Raw genomic sequence first — 22,483 nt, 5'->3', positions numbered from 1 at the left:
TTATCCCTCAAGTACCTGTTCTTGCGCCAAGCCTTCACGACAATATTCTGCCAAGGTGGTAAGTCTACGCTTGGCATTTTTATGGATCGGGTTTTGTTCATCCCACGCGTAACCAGCCAATAATGAAGAAATCATACGGCGAATGCCTTCATTCTGATTTTGTGAGAACACCACATCTTGGAACTCGCCTTCGTACCATGACTCAACATAGGCACGAAATACTTGAATGCCGCGGCGTAATGGCTTTTCATATTCTTCTAACCAGTCGACTTGTTCACCATTTAAAACTCGTTCAACTAAAGGAACCGCCAAACTTGAAGATTTAAGAGCAATCGTCACACCTGATGAAAAGACTGGATCAAGAAACTCACCCGCATTACCTAATAGCGCATAGTTGCGGTCTGCCAGATGCTTTACATTCGCTGAGTAGCCCACCAAGGTCCGCACTGGTGTATCAAACTTTGCACGACGCAATACATGTGACAAGCTTGGTTCATCGGCCAAAATGCGTTTGAATATTGCTTCAGGTTCATTATCCGAAGCATTTTCGACCATGTATTTGTCAAAAAAGTCTTGTTCTGCAACGATACCAAAAGAAGCCCGTCCATCTGCAAATGGAATCAGCCAATACCATGCGCGATGATCTTTTTCATGAACAGTAATTAAAATTTTATTACGGTCAAACTCTAGGGGATCTGTAATTCCGTCTTGAATATGGGTAAACAGCGCACGTCGTATCGGAAAATTTGATGGACTCTCTAGATCTAATAACTTTGGCAAAATTCGCCCAAAGCCACTCGCATCTAACAAAAATTTAGTTTGAATCTGATAACGCTGTTGTTCTTCATCTAATACAGTTAGTACAGGCTGTTCAGATGTAACATCAACATCTAAAACTTCATGCCCAAAGCGTATATCAGCACCATAAGCTTGAGCCTGTTTTGCTAGTAAGTTGTCAAAATCTGCACGGCGAACTTGCCAAGTTGTGCCCGGACCATCGGTAAATTTTTCTGTAAAGTCATAAAAGCTACGTTGTTTACCACGTAGAAAAGCCGCCCCGTTTTTAAATTGAAAAGCGTATTGTTCAACATGTTCACGGACTGTTTCTAATAAACCAGCCTCTTCTAAAAATGCCATAGATTGTGGTAGCAATGACTCACCAATCGAAAAACGAGGGAAATACTGTTTTTCAATGACCGTAACGGTGTAGCCCTTTTGTCGAAGAAGTGCAGCAGCAGAACTACCTGATGGCCCAGCCCCAATAATCACGACGTCAATTTTTTCTATAGTGCGCATAGCACAACTTCCTTTTTAATTTATTCAAATTATGAATGGTCTTGTAAATTTACAATATGTTTTTCATCTGCAGGGGTTAACAAAGTTGCATAGATAAACGAGAAAATAACCCCGTATAAAACCGTTAAACCAAAACAATGAATTGCGTAAGTATGGCTAAATGAAAGTAATCCGAAGCCGAGTAAGGTCGACATCATACATAAAAATAAAGCCATTCCAACTACTTGTGGGTGATCATGTCCATGTCGATAAAATATTGCATAGTCGACGCCAATCCCGATAATCAGAAAAGTCGCCATAATACTAAACAGGTTAATTTCGACACCTAACCATGCCTGAACAGCAAAAGTGCTTAGTAAAGCCAAGCTGACTGGCAGGACCAAAGGCACAATCGAACTTAGTCCATAAATAAGCGCCAAACCAACTGCCAGGCCAATTAAGGCATAAATCAGAAGATGTTGAGCCTGCACTCGATGTTCAGCAAACATTTGCGACATTTCGGTAATCGGTTGTTGGAAATGTATATGCTCATTCTGAAGCTGCTTTAACAGTTCAGGCTGTTTTGCCCCTGTCACCATGACTAATCGTTCATTGGCTTGAGGTTGTAAAAAAGCTAAAGGGTGATCTTTAAATACTGAAAAATCTAATAACGGTTGTGCCGCTAGTTGCTGTTGCCACTGTAAAACGTCAGTGACATTTAGGCCCATACTTTGTGCATATTGCTGCAAAGTCGCTTTTGGAATATTTCTTAATAGTTGTAGATTATTTTGCTGCTCTGCCAATGGTGGAATCCATTGACCTAAAGCTTGAAATGCACTGATTTTTCCGTTTGTTTGCAACTGTTGTAATTGTCCTATCAGTTGCTGCTCTTGTTGCTGCATTTCATTTGCAGATGCTGCACGCACCACAAAATAATCACTACTTTGCTGCTGGCCAAATTGCTCACGAACAGCTTGGTCCTGCTGTTTTAAGCTCGCGTCCATACCTTGTAAGTTACGAATATCATCGTTACTTTTAAGATAGAAAAGACTCGAAGTACCTACTGCTAAAATGACTGCAATCAAGCCATAACGAACTTTGGCACACTGTTGAAACCATAACCGTGCTTGTCCAATCCATGACAGTGCTTTTATTGCTGGCTGGGCATTGAGCGCAGGTAATCTTGGTAATAGTAGAACACTACTGATCCACGCCGCAGTTAATCCTACAATTGAAAAGACCGCAATCTGCTTGAACCCAGGAAATGGAGTAAAACTCAAAAAGATGTATGCAACTAATGTGGTCATTAAGCCCATAAACAAACTTGGTAATAGCGGTTTTAAAATTTGAAAACCACCAAGCTTTCTATGCTGCGATTGCATTGCCATAAAATAAAATGAAAAATCAACACAGACACCTATCAGACTCGCACCAAAGACTAACGTCATCAGGTGAATTTCACCAAACATCCAATGTGTGACCGCAAACGCCACAAAGCTTCCAGTCGAAACGGCAATAAATTCGGTCGCCAAAGGCCGCAGTGAGCGAAAGCCAAACCAAACCAGAAAGATTAAGCCTAATGTTGAGCCAACACCAATGGTTGAGATTTCCTGTTTAGCCGATTGGGTCCCAAAATTTGAAAATAAAATAGTTCCAGTCCAATGAGATTTTAATCCCATTGCCGCTAGTTTTTGCTTAGTTTGTTCAATCCAAGTAGAGGTCTGTTCTTGATAATCAATATTGTATGGGCTTTGCGTCAACTGTAAGACGAAAAGCCGAGAAATGCCTTGTTCATGATGAATTGTGGCAAAGCCCTGCTCCATTTCAGTATCTTGTTGTGACGGGTTTGCCAACTGCATGGCATAGCGAGGAAACAACAGTAGTGGGTCTTGCTTAAGTGACTCCGCAGTGACAGGCATGCCTGGACTCATCATCTGCATCAGACTTTGTTCAGTCAGTGCAGTATAGTCCTTTTTTTGCAATAAGGCTTGATCTTGAGCACTCAACAAACCTGCTCGATGTTGATACAACTGTTTTGCAAATTGATCAAAATCAAGTTGTGGCTTTAATGGTTGCCACAACTGGCTTTGCTTGGCCTGCGCTGTTAAGAAATGAGTCGCTTGTTGTGTCGCAGTCTCATCTTTGGCATCTACCACCACAAATACTTTATTGTTGAGTTGCTCATTCATGTACTGCTGAGTACGTGCAAGTTCTGGGTCCTGCTGAACTTTAGGCAATAACGCAAAAATATTGGTCTGAATATGAATATCTTTATTCAGCCACGTCACACCAAGCCCCACCGCAATCAGTAGCAGAGCAATTAACCAAAGCGCGGTGAACTTATTTTGCCAGTTGGAAAATCGCATGCTCAGCAGCCGTTAGATTCGTCGGTTGAGAAGTCTGGTGACTAAAGCGAATAGTCGTTAAATTATTTGCTTTCTCGGTAATCACAATTTGGTTGACGTACTGTTGTCCTTGAGCATCAACACGCACAAATAACTTTTTAAACAAGCTATTTTTCGGAGTTAAGCTCATGCTCCAACCCGCTGGACTATAATTCGCACTTACCACATTAAAATTCTTTGCCAAAGCCTGTTCATTACCAGACATGAGCTGTAAGAATAAAGTCGCGACCGAACTATATGGCGATTGATCAACTTGTATTTGGCTAAATGTACGCTGAGTTTTCTGTACCAATTTGGTTGGGGTAACAATCAAATCTGCTTGCACAGGCCGTTTGATTTGCCACGCTACACCATAAGATTTTGAGAACAATAAAGAGCCATTCGATACAAAAGTTTTATTCAATGATGGCAATTTTTTTTGTTGTTCGAAATCAGCACGAACCGTAGGAGACTGTGACAATTGCTGAAAAATTTGAGTGATCTGTGCTGGTGCTGCATAGACTGCACTTAAACTACCCATCCAGATTGCAGCACCTAAACCTAAAGTTTTGATGAATTTAGACATCACGCATTCCTCTTCGGTTGAAACTCAGACCATGCATTCAAGCGATCAAACAAAACTTGAGGCGACTGAAAACACATTTCACGCGCTTCAATATTCACCGCAACCTGCGTGGTATAACCTTTAGTTAAACGTTTCCCAGACTCAGCATCAAAAATCAAATAATCGATTTTCAAACGGTTTTCCCATTCCTTTAAAATAGCTCGAACCCGAATCTTTTGTTCAAACTCAATACCGTATGCATAGCGAACATGGCTTTCAATCACAGGCCATGCATAGCCTGATTCTTTCATCTGCATATAGTTGTAATGAAATTGATCGAGCAATTTACAGCGCGCAATCTCAAAATATTTTAAATAGTGTCCATGCCAAACCACATTCATGGTATCGACATCATGAAATGGAATTTCAATGATTACATCTGCATGCATTGGCTCACCTTATCCCATAAATTCTGGTTGATTAAACAATTCAAGTTGGTCTAAACGATCAACAATCTGTTGTAATTCGGTTTGTAATGGTCGGTCTTCTTCGACAAATGCAAAGCTTTGTAAGGTCCATTGCATAAATGTCTGCAATGTTGGACTTAACTGTGTAGTTAAACCTTTCAGATGAATCGCCTGCACACTCGCACAGCAAAGAGCTGCAATGACTTGCTGTGTTAAGGTAATTACTCGGCTCGCATCACGCGCAGCAATGGTTCCCATACTGACTTTGTCTTGGTTATGACATTCGGTTGAACGTGAAAAAATTGAAGCTGCCAAAGTATTTTTCAAGGCTTCAGCCGTCCACGCCGACACCCCAATTTGTACCGCTTTAAAACCATGATTCAGTGGTAAACGTTCAGCTGTCGCACCTGTTAGATTACGTGGCAAACCATGATTCATTTTGTGGTCAACCAACTGTGCAATTTGTCTGTCCATCAAATCAGCAATATTGGCAATCATAATTTTTAAGCTATCCATTGCTTGTGCAATATGTCCACCGTAAAAATGACCGCCATGCAATACACGCATCCCTACTGGATCAATCAATGGATTGTCGTTACTTGAATTCAGTTCATTTTCAATAAACTGACGTAACCATACTTTTGAGTCTTCAAACACACCAATAATATGCGGTGCACAACGAAGCGAATAACGGTCTTGCAAACGTGGGCTTTGATGTGCTGTTTGTACTTCACTGTTCAGCCAGTCACGTAATTGCTTGGCAATCTGTTGCTGTCCCGGATGGGGCTTCTGTGCAAACAGCACTTTGTCAAAATGACTAGGATTACCTTCCAAGGCCAACACATTTAGAGCAGTAATTAAAGTACTAGCAAGTGCTATCTGTTCTGCTTTTTTATAGTTCAGACAAGCAATTGCCGTCATCACCGCAGTACCGTTCATGAGTGCCAAACCTTCTTTTGGTCTGAGCGTTAAAGGCTGCAAGCCTTTTTCAGCATACACCTGAGCAACTGGAACAATATTCCCATCAACATACACATCACGCTCACCGACTAAAGTTCCCGCAATGTAAGACAAAGGCGTTAAGTCCCCGCTTGCCCCGACTGAACCTTCAGAGGGAATGACTGGAATTACATTTTCGTTCAGCAACCATACCAAGCGCTCAAGTAGTGCTATTGATACACCCGAATAACCGCGAGCTAACGAACATAAACGCGTCACCACCACTGCACGTGCAGTGATGACATCTAAATCTTCACCTAAACCACAACCATGAAAACGTGAAAGATGCAGCGGCAGTTCATTGACCTGATGTAATGGCACTTCAACCAAACATGAGTCGCCATACCCCGTAGTTACACCGTAGATTACCCCTTCTTCTTCAAGGAGCTGATCGAGAAAATCAGCACCTTTCTGAATTAGTTCACGCCACTCAGACGTTTCAGGTAAAGCAACCTGACATTCGCTTCTTGCTACAGAAACGACATCTTCAATACTCAGTGGCTGTTCACCTACGGTTAACACACGCATGTTATTTCGTCCAAAAATTATAAAAATTAAACCATTGATAAGGCGCACGCAGACAATGCTGTTCTAGTACGGCAACATATGTCTTAGTGATGGTTTGCATACTTTCAATACGGTTAGCACGAGGTAAACTCACCTGCTCAGCAATTGAATGAATATGCACTTGAAAATGCTGCTGTACCCGATAGCAAAACACAGCAATAACAGGCACTTTGAGTAAATTTGCTAAAATCCATGCACCTTGTGGGAAAGCTGCTGACTCCCCTAAAAAATCAACATGCTGTACACGATCTGACTGCACAGGCACTCGGTCTGCCGCCACAATGATCCACTCACCTTGCTGCATTTTGTCTTGCAGCAGCATGGCAGTTTCAATACCCAGCTCATCAACTGATAAAAGACACACATCTGCCTTATCATTTATTTTTTTCAAAAACTCATTAAATTTTGTCGCGTGCTTTTGGTAAACCAACACATTAATTTTCTGCGGATGCTCTGACTTAATGGCTCGAAGTAATTCAATATTGCCAAAGTGAGAGACAATAATCAGAGCACCTTTTTGATAATACTGAGAGAAGTTTTCATGTCCAAAAACTTGTAATTCCTGCTCGGGAATATTACCCAACCAACCCTCAATCTTATCTAAAATACATTCGCCAAATTGCATGAAATGCGCATAGCTATTTGTCCAATTTGGTTGGTGGCTAAAGGGAGACTGCGATCCAGCAAAATGATGCAGTTTTTGTAAATAGAGTAAAGAAGCCTGTCTTGCTGTGGCTGCAAATAACCAATACCACATAATGACAAAATACATCACCAACTTGCATAACCAACGTCCACCAAAACGGTAAAACCACAACATCAGCATAAGGGGCAACATGCCACCTCGCTCTTTAATGTCATTCCATTTTGGTGAAGCTGAATCTGTCATAATTAACCTTGCAGCTTTTGTTTTAATAGCTTCGGTAAGCGAATCAGCATGCCCATAAACAAAGTTGCATGCGCTTTACTTAGCCCTAAGTTATCTCGCCAAGCATGAAAATGAGAAATACCCTGCTCTGGATAAACCACAGGCGTTGGTACATTAATAAAAGGGGTATTTTCCCATTTTAAACGTACTAAAATTTCACTATCAAAGCCCATACGTGGCTGAAATTTAGCACTATTCAATACCTTTATCGTGCTCTCGAGCGGATATACGCGAAACCCGCACATGCTATCTTTAATTTCAAAAGATAAGCTATTTAACCAGACCCAAAAATGAGTAATGTAACGGCCATATAAGCGCTTTTTAGGAATAGAGGCATCAAAGTATGGCTGACCAATCACCATTGCATCAGGATGTTGCCGAGACTGCTCAATAAATTTTGGAATATCATCCCAGCAGTGTTGACCATCTGAATCGAGTTGTAATGCATGGCTTAAACCAAGCTCATAGGCCGCACGTAATCCCGTCATGACTGCCTGACCTTTACCCTTATTCACCTCATGCTCAATAAGATGAATTTGGGAATATTGCTCTGCCAACACTTTTAAAATTTGGCTACATGCATCATCACTGCCATCATTGACCAAAACAATCGGTAGATCAAAACTGTTCAGATAAGAAATTAAATCTGCTAAATAATGTGGATGGTTATAAACCGGAACAACAAAGCCGTAATTGGTCTGCATTTTTAACCCTCTACTTCCGTTTGCAAAGCAAATAATAATCGCCCTGAAGCCAGAATTTGTTCTGAATCACGTAGTTCAAAACTCACTTTATGCTCTTTTCGAGAAAACTTGAGTTGTACTACAGCATAAGGGCGAATCAGGTTTTGGAATTTTACCTGCTCATATCCCTGACACCAGCTCAAATCAGACCAAATAGATTTAGCAAATTGTTGTAAAAAGCCTATTTGCCCAACCCCAGGATAAATGGGTTGTGTTGGGAAATGCCCTTTAAAACAAGCCAACTCAGGTGGAAATTCCAACTCCCAAATGTAGTCATCTGAATTTTGAGACTGTGACAGCACCACGGGTTGCAACATAGGCTTAAATAGAGTTTTCAAATAGTTTTTATTGAGTTTGGACTGAGTATTTTGTGGTAACTGACTTAAGAACCGCCACTGACGTGGAATCGCAATCGTTTCCAAGCCGTCTTTCAACTGTTGTTTTAAATGGTTAACAAAAGCTGATTTACCCTGTTGCTGTAACTGTCCACGAGCTTGTTCTGTTAGAACGACAATACAACCCAACATTTGGCGTTGCTCATGTTCAAATACCAATACATGGCATTGCTTTACGACATCTAAAGCTTGGATGCTTTGCTCGATCGCATCTAGACTTAAACGCTTTTCTTCAAGTTTTACAATTCGATCTGTACGCCCCATCAGCTTAAAGGCCTGACATGTTGCATCTGTCCATGCCGCACCGTCACCTGTGGTAATCCAATCATTCTCGAAGGCATGATTACTCTTGACCATAAGCTGTTGGTCTTCAATACGAATAGCCACAGTACTAAATGCAGTCCAAGCATCTTCATCTTTAGCGCGATGGGCAATACCACCAGTTTCCGAACTTCCCAAAACTTCAATAATCGGACGATTTAGTAAAGGACGAACACCACTTTCTAGCTTGCCCCCGGAACTAAAGACCATCTGGCAGTGTTGTAAAACAACATCGGTTGTCCAGCGTTTTAATAAAGCAGGACTTGAGATCAAATAATTGCTTAACCCCATTGTTTCTAATTGTTTTTGGACTTGTACCACATCTTCAGGGAATGCCATTTGAGGATTATAAAAACTTCGACCTGTAGCAAGTGGTAGTAATAATTTAAACAGTAATCCATAAATATGTTGATGACTAACTGTTGCAATCGCAGTTGCATGTTCATCAAAGCTAAAACTCTGACTCAACCCTTGGACTTCGTTAAGTAATTGTCTAAGTGTCCTTGGAATTTTTTTAGGTTCCCCAGTTGAACCCGAAGTATAAAAATAGAGTTGAGCCTGCTCTAAAAAAGTATCATCTAAGGTTAAAGATAAAGGTACAACTTCTCCAATTTCTTGACGCTTTAAAAAATAGATCTGCTGTGCTGAAAAATCCTGTTCTAATTCACGCACTCGATTGGGTGGCAAAAGTATTTGCTTTTTCGCTAACAAAGCAGCAAAGAATAAAACCATAAATTCATAACTATCTGCTTCCCATAAAGCCCAAGTTAGATTTTCCATTTGAGCAATTGCAGCAGCTTGTAATGCCACATCTTGCCAAAATTGATTAAAACTGGTCGAGTTTAGAGTACCGTCTATACAAAGTGGCTGAGCTGAATCGATGAATTTCTGAAAGTGGCAATACATAGTTTTTAATTAATGATTTGAAGAATGTAAACGCTGATGTCGCTTACGCAAAATAAATTCACCAAGGAACAAAATGCCCATCAGCACATAAGAAATAAAGCCATTATAAATGACCCAAACCTGAGTTGAGGTAAAAAGCACAGTGCTTAAAGCAATCAATGCATTACAAAAAAAGAAAACACACCAAACTTTGGTGACCTGTCTGGTCCACTGTACGCCAGAAGCAGGTAAATCAGGTTCAACGAGTCGGGCAAAGCGCTCAATCATAGACGGCGGCTTAATGAGCGTCAGCGCAAAAATAATTAATGCACCTAAACTCATACCCACTGGATATAGCTTTAGCCAAGCATGGTCATGTGACAATAAACTCAGGCTACCGCAAACGATGGCAAAACCCGTTAATGGCCATAATAACGAGTTGCCTTTGCTAAAAAGTCTGACGACACCCAACCCGATGAGTAAAGCACTCACCCAGACAAATTGGCCGTGAGTCAAACTCCAGCCCACAATAAAGGGATACAGCACAAAAAGTGCCGTCATTATCCCTTTAAGAATAAACTTCATTCAGCAGTCATATTCTGAATAACCGTCACCACATCAAGTACGGTTCTCACATTTTTAAAGTCTTCAGGCTTTACTTGCTTGCCTGTTAACTCTTTAATTTTTACAACTAAATCGACCGCGTCAATACTGTCTACATCAAGGTCTGAATAAAGGTTCGAATCGAGTTGAACAGTCTCTGGTTCAATCTCAAACAAATCTTCCATCCATTCGCGGAGTTTAGTTAATACTTGCTCTTGAGATAACATCATCACGCTCCTTATGACTTCTGTTGTGCTTCAACTAAAGCAACCAAGCTCTGGATTGACTTAAAATGCTGTTTGGTTTCATCCGATTCTGCATTTAAATGAATGTTGTAACGCTTTTTCAAAGCCAGTCCCAACTCAAGTGCATCAATCGAGTCTAATCCTAAACCTTCTCCAAATAATGGAGCTTCTGTATCAATATCGGCAATAGTAATATCTTCTAGTGCTAGAACATCAATAATCATTTGCTTTAGTTCATCAGCAAGATTGCTCATTTCAAGATAACTCTTCATCAAAAATTTTATAAAAACTACGACTTAACTGACGAACTTGTTTAGGTCCTACTGTTAAATCATCTAACAGATCTGATACTTGCACAGCATCTAGTACCTTGACCTCGATATGAAATGGTTGAGATGGTACGTGGTACCATTTTTCATTCTTGGTTAAAGTTGATGGTGTACAAGTAATAATTACTGGGCGAATTGGTACATTTGCACGAATGGCAATATTGGCTGCGCCTCGCTGAAACTCGTTTAGGGTCATCCCTTTTTCAGTGCGCGTTCCTTCCGGAAAAATTAAAAGAGAAGCCGCATTATTTTCTTTTAGACGCTTTACACAGTCTTCAACAAACTGCTGAGAGCCTGCATTTAAAATATAGCCTGCGCTTTGTACGGGTCCTTTTGTAAATGGGTTCGACCAAAGAGACTGCTTCACGACACAATTAGCCTGCTGCATCATACCAATTAGTACTACAACATCAATCAAAGTCGGATGATTGGCAATCACCAGCTCTTGACGACTATTTTGTAGTTTTTCTAGCCCCTCTACCGAATAAGTCATGATGCCAAGTTTGACCATCATGTCGGTAAAGCCTTTGAAACTATGTTTAATCACATTTTGCGCACGTTGCTGTCGCTTTTGCGGATCAGAAGTGGTTGCATTTAATACTGGTGCAATCACTGAGGCGATTGCCATACCACCCAGCCCAAAACTGGCAAAGCTAAAGCCAGTAGCAGCCACACGCCAGCAATAATTACTTTTTTGCTTGAGATTTTTAAGATTTAGCATTTGTTCCACCCAAATGCAGATGTTAACTGGTCAGCGTCCTGCCAAAAATGAGCAAAAGCAGGAGCATCTGCTTCATCTGTATGCGTCCACGCAGTAATTTGTAAATTAGGTTGCTCTAGAGTAACGACAGCAGCCATCGCATAGGCAGGAAAATTGATTGCCTCAGCATAAATATTAGGTAATGGCTCATCATAAGCGACGACTAAAACCCGCTTAATCTCAGGCATTGACTTTAAAAGTGCATAAGCCTCAATCAAACCTTCAGTCCATGAACAGCTTAAGCTTGTAGAGGGAGTATCATCCTGACATAAAATTGAATAGAGACCAGAAATTGCATTATGCACAGACGTTGAAAATTGTGTTGGCGATGGAGTTTGATCACTTAAAACGTCTTGCAAGATATTTAACGTTTTGGCCTCATCACCATATTTTGATACCCAAACAATATAATCGGCCTTATTACTTTCTAATGCACCGATCGCACTATTTAAAGCAAGTTTAGCCAATGGTGATAAACGTCTACGCTGCATAGCTGGGATGCTGTCGAGAGCCGCATAGGAAGGCTGAGCATGTGTAAATATAAGCTGAGCAAGATGTAATGTTACCATGCTAAAAAATGAACCCTAAGCCGCGTTATTCTGTCGAAATATAAATTATTTTATAAAGATGCTGATTATAGCATTCGTTATAAAATTTACAAAAAATTACGTTTATCACTCACACTTTTTCATAACTCTTATGATTAGCTCATTTATTTGCAAAAAAAACCCAAAGAAAACTTTGGGTTTTTGAACAGTAAAAAACTTAACGATTAAATTTTTTCTCTGCTTTCTTAAATTTCTGAATATAACGACGGCGACGTGCAGCAGTACGTTCATCAACCTGACTCTTACGACCTTCAAACGGGTTTTCAGAAGTTTTAAAGTCAATACGAACTGGTGTACCTTCAAGTTTATATACTTTACGGAACACGTTTTCTAAATAACGGCGATAATCGGCAGGTGTCTTATCAACCTTATTACCATGAATCACAATAGTCGGTGGATTCTGACCACCCATATGTGCATAACGCATTTTAATACGACGACCGCTAATCATTGGTGGTTGATGGGCTTCTGTCGCATCACTCAAAATTTGAGTCAATTTAGCTGGTGATACTTTTAAGTTCGCAGACTCATAAGCACGGTGGATAGAAGGATATAAATCACCTACCCCAGTTCCATGTAAAGCAGAAATTAAATGGATTTTTGCCCATGGAATAAAGTCAAAACGACGTTCAACATCAAGCTTACACTGCTTGCGGTCGTATTCAGACATGTTATCCCATTTGTTGATGGCAATAACCATGGCACGACCAGCTTCAAGCGCATAGCCAATTAAATGCAAGTCTTGCTCAACAATACCTTCACGCGCATCGACTACAACTACGACAACATGTGCATCTTTCATTGCTTGCAAAGTTTTAACAATTGAGAACTTCTCAATCATTTCATCAACCTTACCTTTACGACGCACACCTGCTGTATCAATTAAAGTGTATTTACGGCCTTCACGCTCAAAAGGAATGTAAATCGAGTCACGAGTTGTACCTGGTTGGTCAAATGCCACCACACGGTCTTCACCAAGCAAACGGTTGACCAGTGTTGACTTACCAACGTTAGGACGACCAATAATTGCTAAACGTAAGCCAGTATCTTTGTCATGTTCTTCAGGATTTTCATCTTCTGGAACTTCCGCAAGTACATCTTCCAGCATTTGCTGTACACCACGACCATGGCTAGCAGCAACTTGTAATGGTTCACCCATACCAAGTTTGTAGAATTCAACCAAAGCTGCTTCAGCATGAACACCATCTACCTTGTTCGCAACAAGATAAATTTTCTTACCTAAAGTACGTAGTTCACGAGCAATTTGCTCATCAGAAGCTAACAATCCCGCACGAGCGTCAACCACAAAAATAATAATATCTGCTTCGTTGATCGCTGTTTTTGACTGCTCGGCCATGTAGTTATCGATACCGCCTTCACTCTCACCGATACCACCAGTATCAACAACAATGAAAGACTTATTTTGATAAGTCGCATCACCATATTTACGGTCACGAGTCAGACCCGCGAAGTCGGCTACAAGTGCATCACGACTCTTGGTAATCTGGTTAAATAACGTTGATTTTCCGACATTCGGACGACCAATGAGCGCAATAACGGGTTTCATACAATAACCTTAATTCAAGACCAGCCATATCTCATGGCATGAGCATTAGAAACAATACAGGAGATATATTTTAAGGTCAGATATGACCATAATAAAAGACGGGGCTTTGAACTGATTTAATTCAAACACCCCGATATTTTTTTAACAGCGTAATTTGTTAAGCGGCTATTTTAGCACAAGCAAACGAAATTAACGATTCTGCCAAATACTTAAATCGCCTTTTCTGGTCGAAACGTAAAGTTGGTTCTCAATAACACGTAATGTATTGACCTCACCACTTGTTTTTGAACGACCAATCAACTTACCTGTTGCAGGATCAACAAGATGTAATACGCCATCTAAATCACCAACAATAAGATCCGATCCCAACACAACAGGGTTACTTAAATGACGGTTTAATAAACTATCATTTTGCCAAACTTGTTCGCCTGTCGTTAAATCATAAGCAGTTAACTTACCATCAGTTGATGAAACAAATACTTTATTGTCATAAACTTCTGGACGCTTCGTGCTACTTGAGTCTTCACTCCAAACTACACGTTGAGAAGCTAGATCAGTTACGGTCACTTGTCCTTGGAAACTAGTCGTTACCATAAACTGTCCAGCAACTGCAGGATCACCATCGATATCAATCAAACGTTGAATATCAGAACGGCCTTCACTTACTGCAACACGGCGTTGGAAACGTGGAATACCACTAATCGTATCAATTGCATAAACATACGCATTAGCAGATGCGATTAATACGGTACGCGGGTCAAGACTCACCGGTGAGGCCTGACCACGTAAACTAAATTGGACATTTGGTAATTTATAAGCCCAAACTTGTTGGCCTGAACCAGCATCATGCGCAAATACAGTACCATCATTAGCAATAGTAATAACGCGTCCAGACTGAACTAAAGAAGGACTTAATAGTGCACCAGATAACTGCGCAGTCCACTTTTGTTCACCTGTTGCCTGATCTAAAGCAAAAAGTTGACCTTTACTATTACCAACAACAACAATTCCTTCAGCAGCTTCAACACCAGAGCTCAAGCCTAATTTGCTGACTTTTTTCTCCCAAAGACGCTGCTTACCACGATATGCAGCGACTTCACCTTTTGGGTCAAGCGTAAAGACCACGCCCTCACTTGCGTCAAGCTGCAAACGTAACGGATCTGCCTTATCAGTAGAAGAAACACTGCGCGAAAACACGGGTACTAGAGTCTTTTTCGACTCAGTCAATTTCGGTAGTGGATTTGGTTTTGCTTCTTTTACTTTGTTGCTAGAACATCCCACCAGTACAGCTGATGCGATTGCAATTGCCAAAGGCAGTTTGAATTTCTGATTCATTAAGACTCTTCCACCTGTGTTTCCAAAATTGGGCGCTCAATCTGTGGATCTTCAACTAAAACGCCAACACTTTCGAGTTTAATTTGTAAAATTTGTCGTTCTTGTTTACGTTCCAGTAACGAATCCCATGCTGCCTGATACGCTTTTTTAGCAGAATCAACATCTTTCTTAGCAACAAAGATATCACCACGTAACTCTTCTACTGTTGCTTTAAATGCAGGATCGACGTTACCAGACAAGGTTTTTAGTGCTTCATCATATTTGTTTTGCGCCAATTGTGCATCTGCTAAACGCAATTTTACAACCTGAATCAAACCTTCATCTTTTACTTTTGAATTTTCAACTTTCTTCAATGCTTTTTCAGCAGCAGCATAATCCTGTTTTTCATAGGCTAATTTTGCTAATACAAACTGAGTCTGTATCGCCTGAACAGAATTGATATCATCTTTTACGATTTTATCTGCCGATGCAGTGACCGAAGTTAAAGCATTAGGATTATCAGCACTTGCATTTGCCTCATCCATTAACTGCTGTACTTTTGCAGTTTCTGTCTGGCTGCTCGCAAGATTTCTTTTTTGCCAATATTCCCACCCAAAAAAGGCAATCAATGCAATGAGAATCCCGCTAATCATGGCAGAACCATATTTTTTGGCGAACGACTTTAAGCTGTCGAATTGTTCTTCATCACTTACACTCATGTGATTGTCCTTTTCCAGATGTTTCAGTTTATTTTGTAAATTTTTCGATTAAGAATGGTACAAGCTCAGCCAGCGCAACTTGAGACTGCTCAGCTGTTGCTAACTCTTTGATAGCAAGTTGCTGTGCTTCCCATTCACGCTCACCTAAAATCATGGCGTAAACAGCCCCAGCCTGATCAGCTTTTTTCATCTGACTCTTCATGCTGCCTTGTGAACCTGTTTTGATTCGAATACTGCTATTTGCAGCTTCTAACTGGTCACGTAATTGCTCCGCTAAAATCAAAGCTTTAGTTTGATAAGCAGGTTCTGCAACCAAGAAGACTTCACAATCACGTATAACTTGAGCCTGTTCAACCTGCTCAAGTAGAAGCAATAAACGCTCCATACCCATCGCAAAACCAACAGCTGGTACAGATTGATCGGCCTTACCTTTTAGCTGACCAACTAAACCGTCGTAGCGACCGCCAGCACATACAGTACCTTGCGAACCAAGTGCAGTTGTTGTCCATTCAAAAACGGTTTTATTGTAGTAATCCAGACCACGCACCAATTTTTGATTAATGACAAATTGGATGCCAGCAGCAGTCAAATAATCTTGTAACTGCTTAAAATGATCCAAGCTTTCTTCTTTCAAGAAGTCATGTAATTTCGGTGCATTTTCTAAAATTTTCTGAGTAGATTCAATTTTAGAATCCAAAATACGTAATGGATTCGTTGTTAAACGACGCTGTGAGTCTTCATCCAACGCATCTTTATGCTCGTTTAAAAACGCAACTAAAGCATTACGATACTCTGTACGCTCATCAGTTTCGCCCAAAGTATTTAACTCAAGCTGAACCTTATCAGCAACGCCCATACGTTTCCATAAACGAGCGGTCAACATAATCAATTCAGCATCAATATCAGGAGTCGCAACACCGAAAGTTTCCACGCCAAATTGGTGGAACTGGCGGTAACGTCCTTTTTGTGGCTTCTCATAACGGAACATAGGTCCCATATACCACACGCGTGGAGTAGCACCGCGCAACAAATTATGTTCAACCAATGCACGAACACAACCTGCTGTACCCTCTGGACGTAAGGTTAATGACTCTGGTGGGTTACCTTTGTCAAAAAAGGTATACATTTCTTTTTCAACAATATCGGTAGCATCACCAATAGCACGTTTAAACAAGCCCGTTTGTTCAACGATCGGCAAACGAATTTGTTGATATCCATAAGCATCCATTAAAGATGCTAAATGTTGCTCGAGACGTCTCCACGCTACTGTTTGCGATGGCAAGATGTCATTAAAACCTTTGATTGCGACGATTGAACTCATGATGAACTACGAATAATTTCTTTAGATTTAGCTTCTTCAAGCTCTTGGACACGTTGACGAACCATAGTTTCGATTTCATCAACCAATTGATCGGTATCGATTAAATGACTTTTTTCACCATTACGATAAACCAATGAGCGAGGCGCAGCCCCAACAACCCCGATGTCAGCTTCTTTTGCTTCACCCGGGCCGTTTACTTTACAACCAATTACCGACACATCCATTGGAGTACGAATATCTTCTAAACGCTCTTCCAATGCTTGCATTACCTGAATAACATTAAATTCTTGGCGAGAGCAACTTGGGCAAGCAATAAAGTTAATCCCGTTAGAACGAAGCCCTAGCGATTTTAAGATATCAAAACCAATCTTGATTTCATCTTCCGGTTCGGCGGCAAGCGAAATACGCATCGTATCGCCAATACCTTCCATCAACAATCCACCAAGGGCAATTGCTGACTTCACAGTACCTGTACGATAAATACCAGCTTCAGTCACACCAAGATGTAATGGGTTATCAATTTGCTTTGAAAGTAAACGATAAGCATCCATGGTTAAAAACACATTTGATGCTTTTACGCTGACTTTAAATTCATGGAAGTTGAGACGATCTAAAATATCAATATGACGTAGTGCTGACTCAAGCAGCGCCTCACCTGTAGGCTCGCCATATTTCTTTTGTAAATCTTTTTCTAGAGAACCCGCATTGACCCCAATACGCATAGAAATGCCATGATGACGTGCCGCAGCAACAACTTCACGCACTTTCTGATCTGAGCCGATATTACCTGGGTTAATACGTAAACAGTCTGCACCATAGTCTGCAACTGCCAGAGCAATTCTATGGTCAAAGTGAATATCAGCCACCAATGGAACTGAAACACGTTTACGGATCTCACCAAATGCCTCAGCAGCCTCCATAGATGGGACCGAAACACGCATAATATCAGCACCTGCATCAACGCAACGCTCGATTTGAGCAACGGTTGCATCGACATCGCAAGTTTCGGTATTTGTCATACTTTGCACGCTAATAGGTGCATCGCCACCGACATACACCGAACCAACACGGATTTTACGTGTTGGTCGACGTTTAATTGGGTTCTCTATCATTGTATCGCTCAACTCATGGTATTAGCGGGATAAACGGAATTCTGCTTTACCGTTTACCGTATATGGAGACAATGAAATCTGTTCTTGGTTTAGACTTAATGACACAGCCGTTGCATCATCAAGACGAATCTGGAATGGAGACTCACCAGTTAAGTTTAAAGTTGATGACTGACGACCTGTCGCCAAAACTTTACCTGTTGCATCAACAATATGAACAGAAGTTGGTCGGTTAAAGTTTAACACCAATTGATCACCCACTGTTGAGGTGGTAGCTCCTTGCATAGGTAAAACTTCAACATTCGATTGATTTACTTTAGGTAAATCAGCATCTTCTTTCTTTGAAGTCCATTTTTGGACACCCATAACAAGCAATGACACAACAGCAAGAATTACAACAGCAAGAAGTGCGCGCTTTAACCATTTTTTATTACGATCACTATTAGAACCCGGGAGTTTACCCATGATTTTAATTGGTGAATTATTTAAGGCATGATTTGGTAACAGCCCAGTATCATTTGCATAAATCTCATCGAAACGCTGAATAATTGCCGTCGCGTCCGTATTTAAATATTTTGCATATGAACGGTAATAACCCTTAATGAAAGTCGCTTCCGGCAATGATTTATAGTCATCTTGCTCTAAAGCGGTCAAGGTCTTAACCGGCATATTTAAATCTGAAGAAACTTGCCCTAACTCTTTATTCTGAGCAACTCGAATTTGACGTAAATACTCACCAGGACGTTGAATATTTCCTAAAGCAGAAGTCGGTAAGCTTGAGCCAGTTGGCTGCTGTGAATTAGGATTTATTTCCATACGGCCTCAGTACTATACTGTAATTGCAAATAACGTTGATATTCTGGACTTTCTGGGAACAAAGCACGTAACTGGTTTACTAACACTTGCATTCCCATTTTATCCGCATTGGCTCGAGCCACTCTTACACCAATCCAAAGTGCTCTTGCACCCTGATTTTTCTGCCCCACTGTACGAACATATTGCTCATACATTTGTGTAGCAGCCGGAATCTGCTGCTGCAAATAAAAAATTTCCGCTAACTCTAACATTGAAATATAAGAGTCGCGGTTAGCAAGGAGTGCTTGTTTGAATGTTTTTTCAGCATTCGCAACATCACCCAATTTTAAATAAATACGCCCCAGATTTTCTAATGCCTGATAGCGTTGGTCATAACCTAATGTTGCGCCAGCAATACGAAATTGCTCAACCGCATCATTATAACGCTCCATTTGATATAAATAAGTACCATAATTATTATGTGCTTGAGCATTATCCGGTTCAGATGAAATTGCTCTTTTAAAATAATGTTCTGCTTTTTCTAAATTGGGTTTGCTACCTTCTTGCTGTAGCAAAATACCCATCATCATATTTGCAGTAGCATCGCGGCTATCTACACTTAAAGCTTGATCAAGAGCTCGCTTTGCTGAGTCCAAGTCACCCGAACGGATATGTTCAGCAGCAAGTTGTGTACGTACCTTTACTGCTTTCTCTGGGTCTTTTTTTTGCGTATGCGTTGTCTGGCAACCACTTACCAGAAATGCAACTGCAATCCCCATACATAAGACCGTTTTTAACTTTGGAATACTCAAAGCCTGCCCTCAATTTATCCTTGTGTACGTAAAATCTCTTGACGCTGTGTGACTTTTTTCTGCCACTGTTCAGCACGGCGGGTTCTGTCAGCCACTTGACCCACTAACTGCCCACATGCAGCGTCAATATCATCACCACGTGTTTGACGAATCGTACACACAAATCCCGCATCAGACAAAGTTTTTTGGAACGAGATAATACGATTTCGGCTTGAGCGACCATATGGCGCATGCGGGAACGGGTTAAACGGAATCAAGTTAATTTTACTTGGTAAATTTTTTAATAATTTAATCATTTGCTGTGCATGTTCAGGCTGATCATTCACGCCTTCTAACATCACATATTCAATCGTCACATGTTTACGCGTACTTTCATTACCATCTTTGGCAATATAACGCTGACATGCTGCAATTAATTGAGCCAATGGATATTTTTTATTAATAGGTACTAATTCGTTACGTAATTCATCGTTTGGCGCATGTAAAGAAATGGCTAAAGCCACATCAATATCTTTTGCAAGCTGGTCAATTTTTGGTACAACACCCGACGTTGATAAAGTCACACGACGCTTTGACATGCCATAAGCAAAGTCATCAAGCATTATCTGCATTGAGCTTAATACAGCATCATAGTTGAGCAATGGCTCACCCATGCCCATCATCACAACATTGGTCACTGAACGTTCGCGCTCCGCAACAGGCACTTCTTCCATATAAGAATAGTTTGCCATCCAAAGTTGCCCAATAATTTCATCTGGCGTTAAATCACGTTGGAAACCTTGTTTACCTGTTGAACAAAATGAGCAATCTAATGCGCAGCCCACTTGAGAGGAAATACAAAGCGTTTTACGTAATCCAGTTTTATCTTCGGCAGGAATTAATACAGTTTCAACTAAAGAACCTGCACCCTCACCTACGCGAAACACCCACTTACGTGTACCATCTTTTGAGTAATGACGGTGAACCACTTCAGGGGCTTTAATTTCACAAATCTGTTCAAGCTTCGCACGTAATTTGCCTGAAATATTGGTCATTTCAGCAAAGTCAGTAACAAAGTATTGATGTATCCATTTCATGACCTGTCCGGCACGAAACTTCTTCTCACCAATATCTTCAAAGAATTTTTCTAACTCAGGACGAGACATGCCGAGTAAATTCACTTTATTTTCGGCAGCAGGGATTACCGGCGTGGACGAAGATTGCTGCTGTCCATCAAGATTTTCAGATGAAACGACCTCTGCAGAACTCATGTGTATTTACCTAAACCATGTCAAAAAACTGAAGATATTGTTCAAGAATCAAACAATATTCTCTTAAGAGAATAAAAAAACCAGATAAGTAGTATACCACTTATCTGGTTTGAATGCTTTCGATTAACGAGTGCGTGGGCAGATCTCGTTGTCAGCAAAGAAGTAAGCAATTTCACGCTCTGCAGAAGCAACTGAGTCAGAACCGTGAGCAGCGTTTTCGTCGATGCTTACAGCAAAGTCAGCACGGATAGTACCAGGAGCAGCTTCTTTAGGGTTTGTAGCACCTAAGATTTCACGGTGTGCAAGAACTGCGTTTTCACCTTCAAGAACAGATACTACAACTGGACCAGAAGTCATGAATGCAACTAAGTCACCAAAGAAACCACGTTCTTTATGCTCAGCATAGAAACCTTCAGCATCAGCTTGAGAAAGGTGTTTCATTTTAGTCGCAACAATTTTTAAACCCGCTTTTTCAAAACGAGCAAAAATTTCACCGATGTGGTTTTTAGACACTGCATCAGGTTTTACGATAGACAAAGTACGTTCAATAGCCATGAGTGGCTCCTTTATTTTAAGATTTAAACTTTAAAAAATTTGCCGCATTATACCGATGTCATAGGCAATAATCAGCTTTGAATGTGTAAAAGTTGCGATTTTTTCTACTGTTTTTAGCGAACTTCGTCTATCCAGGCCATCTGAATGCCTTCTAGCAATCCTTCTGTCGATTTATTTGGGTCATCACTGAAGTCTGGCAATGCACACACCCATGCATGTAAATCGGTAAAACGGATCCATTGCGGATCAACTTCTGGATGTGCTTCTAACAATTCAATGGCAATATCAATCGTATCTGTCCAACGTAAGCCCATAGCGGCTCCTATCTGTTTAATCTGCTAAATCACGAACTGTGTACTTTAGCAAATCCACAAACCTAATCGATAGCTTAAGCTGATAAAAATTACCGATGCTTATAAAGCGATGTTCAATAATGGCGCCACAAAAATAATCGTAGCCGCGACCGCTGCACCAATTAGCGCACCAACAATCACATCACTTGGATAATGAAGACCCAGTACCATACGAGATAAAGCGACAAGTACCATGAAAGGAAACATCGCCGCAAGCAGAACTGGCTGAATGTAACCCAATACAATTGTCACCATGACCGCATGCAGCGTGTGACCTGATGGAAAACTAAAGTGATCAAGTGGTCTTTCACCGAGCACAATCACCTGATGCACCTGATAAGGACGTGGTCGCGTTGTTTTATGTTTTAAAAATTTATAGATTGCTGTGCCGACAGAACCACCTAATAACAAGTAGATGATTTGCAAGCTATAGTTAATGCCTTGCATACCCCACACGATTGCCAACATGAGATACCAAAATGGACCATCACCAACACGACTGATAATTTTGAAGAAAAGGGCAACACGCTGTGAGTGAGAGAAATTATTCAGATATAAACAGCCTCTCAAATCTAAATCGAGTATTTTTATTTTTGCATTCTTAAATTTCATGG

Annotated in this window: 24 protein-coding genes; all 24 read right to left on the bottom strand. The window is 40.7% G+C overall.

Translation table 11 applies throughout. The features are described from left to right. A complete protein-coding gene (locus ACTJJH_RS07715; RefSeq protein WP_440600958.1) occupies window positions 1–1,296 on the bottom strand; it encodes an NAD(P)/FAD-dependent oxidoreductase in 1,296 nt (431 codons plus the stop codon). 29 nt (window positions 1,297–1,325) lie between these two features. Continuing rightward, the gene (locus ACTJJH_RS07710; RefSeq protein ID WP_440600957.1) at window positions 1,326–3,641 is read right to left on the bottom strand and encodes an MMPL family transporter; all 2,316 of its coding nucleotides are present in this window, start codon (window positions 3,639–3,641) and stop codon (window positions 1,326–1,328) included. Further along, on the bottom strand, window positions 3,616–4,245 hold the full coding sequence (locus tag ACTJJH_RS07705; RefSeq protein ID WP_440600956.1) for a LolA family protein: 630 nt from the start codon (window positions 4,243–4,245) through the stop codon (window positions 3,616–3,618). Before ACTJJH_RS07705 ends, ACTJJH_RS07710 begins: the two co-directional genes overlap by 26 nt. Continuing rightward, window positions 4,245–4,673: an acyl-CoA thioesterase gene (locus ACTJJH_RS07700; RefSeq protein WP_000542808.1), complete on the bottom strand. Its 429-nt coding sequence runs from the start codon at window positions 4,671–4,673 to the stop codon at window positions 4,245–4,247. The genes ACTJJH_RS07705 and ACTJJH_RS07700 overlap by 1 nt, the downstream gene beginning before the upstream one ends. A 9-nt stretch (window positions 4,674–4,682) precedes the next feature. Then, entirely contained in the window at window positions 4,683–6,218 is a 1,536-nt protein-coding gene (locus tag ACTJJH_RS07695; protein ID WP_440600955.1) for an HAL/PAL/TAL family ammonia-lyase, read from the bottom strand. Between the two features lies 1 nt (window position 6,219). Continuing rightward, window positions 6,220–7,146, bottom strand: coding sequence for an LpxL/LpxP family acyltransferase (locus ACTJJH_RS07690; protein ID WP_440600954.1), 927 nt, complete (start codon window positions 7,144–7,146; stop codon window positions 6,220–6,222). A gap of 2 nt (window positions 7,147–7,148) precedes the next feature. After that, window positions 7,149–7,889, bottom strand: coding sequence for a glycosyltransferase family 2 protein (locus tag ACTJJH_RS07685; protein WP_069122358.1), 741 nt, complete (start codon window positions 7,887–7,889; stop codon window positions 7,149–7,151). A 2-nt stretch (window positions 7,890–7,891) separates the two neighbouring features. Continuing rightward, a complete protein-coding gene (locus tag ACTJJH_RS07680) occupies window positions 7,892–9,550 on the bottom strand; it encodes an AMP-binding protein (protein ID WP_440600953.1) in 1,659 nt (552 codons plus the stop codon). A 9-nt stretch (window positions 9,551–9,559) separates the two neighbouring features. Next, entirely contained in the window at window positions 9,560–10,114 is a 555-nt protein-coding gene (locus ACTJJH_RS07675) for a septation protein IspZ (RefSeq protein ID WP_057070007.1), read from the bottom strand. Continuing rightward, window positions 10,111–10,365, bottom strand: a complete 255-nt coding sequence (locus ACTJJH_RS07670; protein ID WP_001987856.1) for an acyl carrier protein — start codon at window positions 10,363–10,365, stop codon at window positions 10,111–10,113. The genes ACTJJH_RS07675 and ACTJJH_RS07670 overlap by 4 nt, the downstream gene beginning before the upstream one ends. Before the next feature lie 5 nt (window positions 10,366–10,370). Further along, the gene (locus ACTJJH_RS07665) at window positions 10,371–10,631 is read right to left on the bottom strand and encodes a phosphopantetheine-binding protein (RefSeq protein ID WP_000067033.1); all 261 of its coding nucleotides are present in this window, start codon (window positions 10,629–10,631) and stop codon (window positions 10,371–10,373) included. Between the two features lies 1 nt (window position 10,632). Next, window positions 10,633–11,436 (bottom strand): lysophospholipid acyltransferase family protein, encoded by an 804-nt coding sequence (locus ACTJJH_RS07660; protein WP_014208347.1) that lies wholly within the window; start codon window positions 11,434–11,436, stop codon window positions 10,633–10,635. Then, window positions 11,421–12,035 carry a beta-ketoacyl synthase chain length factor gene (locus ACTJJH_RS07655; protein ID WP_440600952.1) on the bottom strand — a complete coding sequence of 205 codons (615 nt, stop codon included), beginning with the start codon at window positions 12,033–12,035 and terminating at the stop codon, window positions 11,421–11,423. Before ACTJJH_RS07655 ends, ACTJJH_RS07660 begins: the two co-directional genes overlap by 16 nt. Window positions 12,036–12,231: 196 nt before the next feature. After that, window positions 12,232–13,641: a ribosome biogenesis GTPase Der gene (gene der, locus ACTJJH_RS07650; protein ID WP_005066184.1), complete on the bottom strand. Its 1,410-nt coding sequence runs from the start codon at window positions 13,639–13,641 to the stop codon at window positions 12,232–12,234. 189 nt (window positions 13,642–13,830) lie between these two features. Beyond that, the gene (bamB, locus tag ACTJJH_RS07645) at window positions 13,831–14,976 is read right to left on the bottom strand and encodes an outer membrane protein assembly factor BamB (protein ID WP_086400271.1); all 1,146 of its coding nucleotides are present in this window, start codon (window positions 14,974–14,976) and stop codon (window positions 13,831–13,833) included. After that, window positions 14,976–15,674: a YfgM family protein gene (locus tag ACTJJH_RS07640; RefSeq protein WP_005066180.1), complete on the bottom strand. Its 699-nt coding sequence runs from the start codon at window positions 15,672–15,674 to the stop codon at window positions 14,976–14,978. The genes bamB and ACTJJH_RS07640 overlap by 1 nt, the downstream gene beginning before the upstream one ends. Window positions 15,675–15,702: 28 nt before the next feature. Next, on the bottom strand, window positions 15,703–16,995 hold the full coding sequence (gene hisS, locus ACTJJH_RS07635; RefSeq protein WP_039764397.1) for a histidine--tRNA ligase: 1,293 nt from the start codon (window positions 16,993–16,995) through the stop codon (window positions 15,703–15,705). Beyond that, complete coding sequence (gene ispG, locus ACTJJH_RS07630; RefSeq protein WP_174722978.1) at window positions 16,992–18,107, bottom strand: flavodoxin-dependent (E)-4-hydroxy-3-methylbut-2-enyl-diphosphate synthase; 1,116 nt, start codon at window positions 18,105–18,107, stop codon at window positions 16,992–16,994. The genes hisS and ispG overlap by 4 nt, the downstream gene beginning before the upstream one ends. 21 nt (window positions 18,108–18,128) lie before the next feature. Next, complete coding sequence (locus ACTJJH_RS07625) at window positions 18,129–18,920, bottom strand: helix-turn-helix domain-containing protein (protein ID WP_002114935.1); 792 nt, start codon at window positions 18,918–18,920, stop codon at window positions 18,129–18,131. Beyond that, window positions 18,911–19,711 (bottom strand): type IV pilus biogenesis/stability protein PilW, encoded by an 801-nt coding sequence (pilW, locus tag ACTJJH_RS07620; RefSeq protein ID WP_002114699.1) that lies wholly within the window; start codon window positions 19,709–19,711, stop codon window positions 18,911–18,913. Before pilW ends, ACTJJH_RS07625 begins: the two co-directional genes overlap by 10 nt. A 14-nt stretch (window positions 19,712–19,725) precedes the next feature. Beyond that, the gene (gene rlmN / locus ACTJJH_RS07615; protein WP_440600951.1) at window positions 19,726–20,961 is read right to left on the bottom strand and encodes a 23S rRNA (adenine(2503)-C(2))-methyltransferase RlmN; all 1,236 of its coding nucleotides are present in this window, start codon (window positions 20,959–20,961) and stop codon (window positions 19,726–19,728) included. A 123-nt stretch (window positions 20,962–21,084) separates the two neighbouring features. Beyond that, the gene (gene ndk, locus ACTJJH_RS07610) at window positions 21,085–21,516 is read right to left on the bottom strand and encodes a nucleoside-diphosphate kinase (protein ID WP_000963851.1); all 432 of its coding nucleotides are present in this window, start codon (window positions 21,514–21,516) and stop codon (window positions 21,085–21,087) included. Window positions 21,517–21,629: 113 nt separating this feature from the next. Next, window positions 21,630–21,830: a Fe-S cluster assembly protein IscX gene (gene iscX, locus ACTJJH_RS07605; protein ID WP_440600950.1), complete on the bottom strand. Its 201-nt coding sequence runs from the start codon at window positions 21,828–21,830 to the stop codon at window positions 21,630–21,632. A 99-nt stretch (window positions 21,831–21,929) separates the two neighbouring features. Next, complete coding sequence (locus ACTJJH_RS07600) at window positions 21,930–22,481, bottom strand: phosphatase PAP2 family protein (RefSeq protein ID WP_005066176.1); 552 nt, start codon at window positions 22,479–22,481, stop codon at window positions 21,930–21,932. Between the last annotated feature and the right edge of the window lie 2 nt (window positions 22,482–22,483).

It is taken from the genome of Acinetobacter sp. 22301, assembly GCF_052045285.1.
Taxonomy (GTDB): domain Bacteria; phylum Pseudomonadota; class Gammaproteobacteria; order Pseudomonadales; family Moraxellaceae; genus Acinetobacter; species Acinetobacter pittii.
The sequence above is the reverse complement of the archived record's forward strand: the minus strand, read 5'-3'. Positions and strand labels throughout refer to the sequence as shown.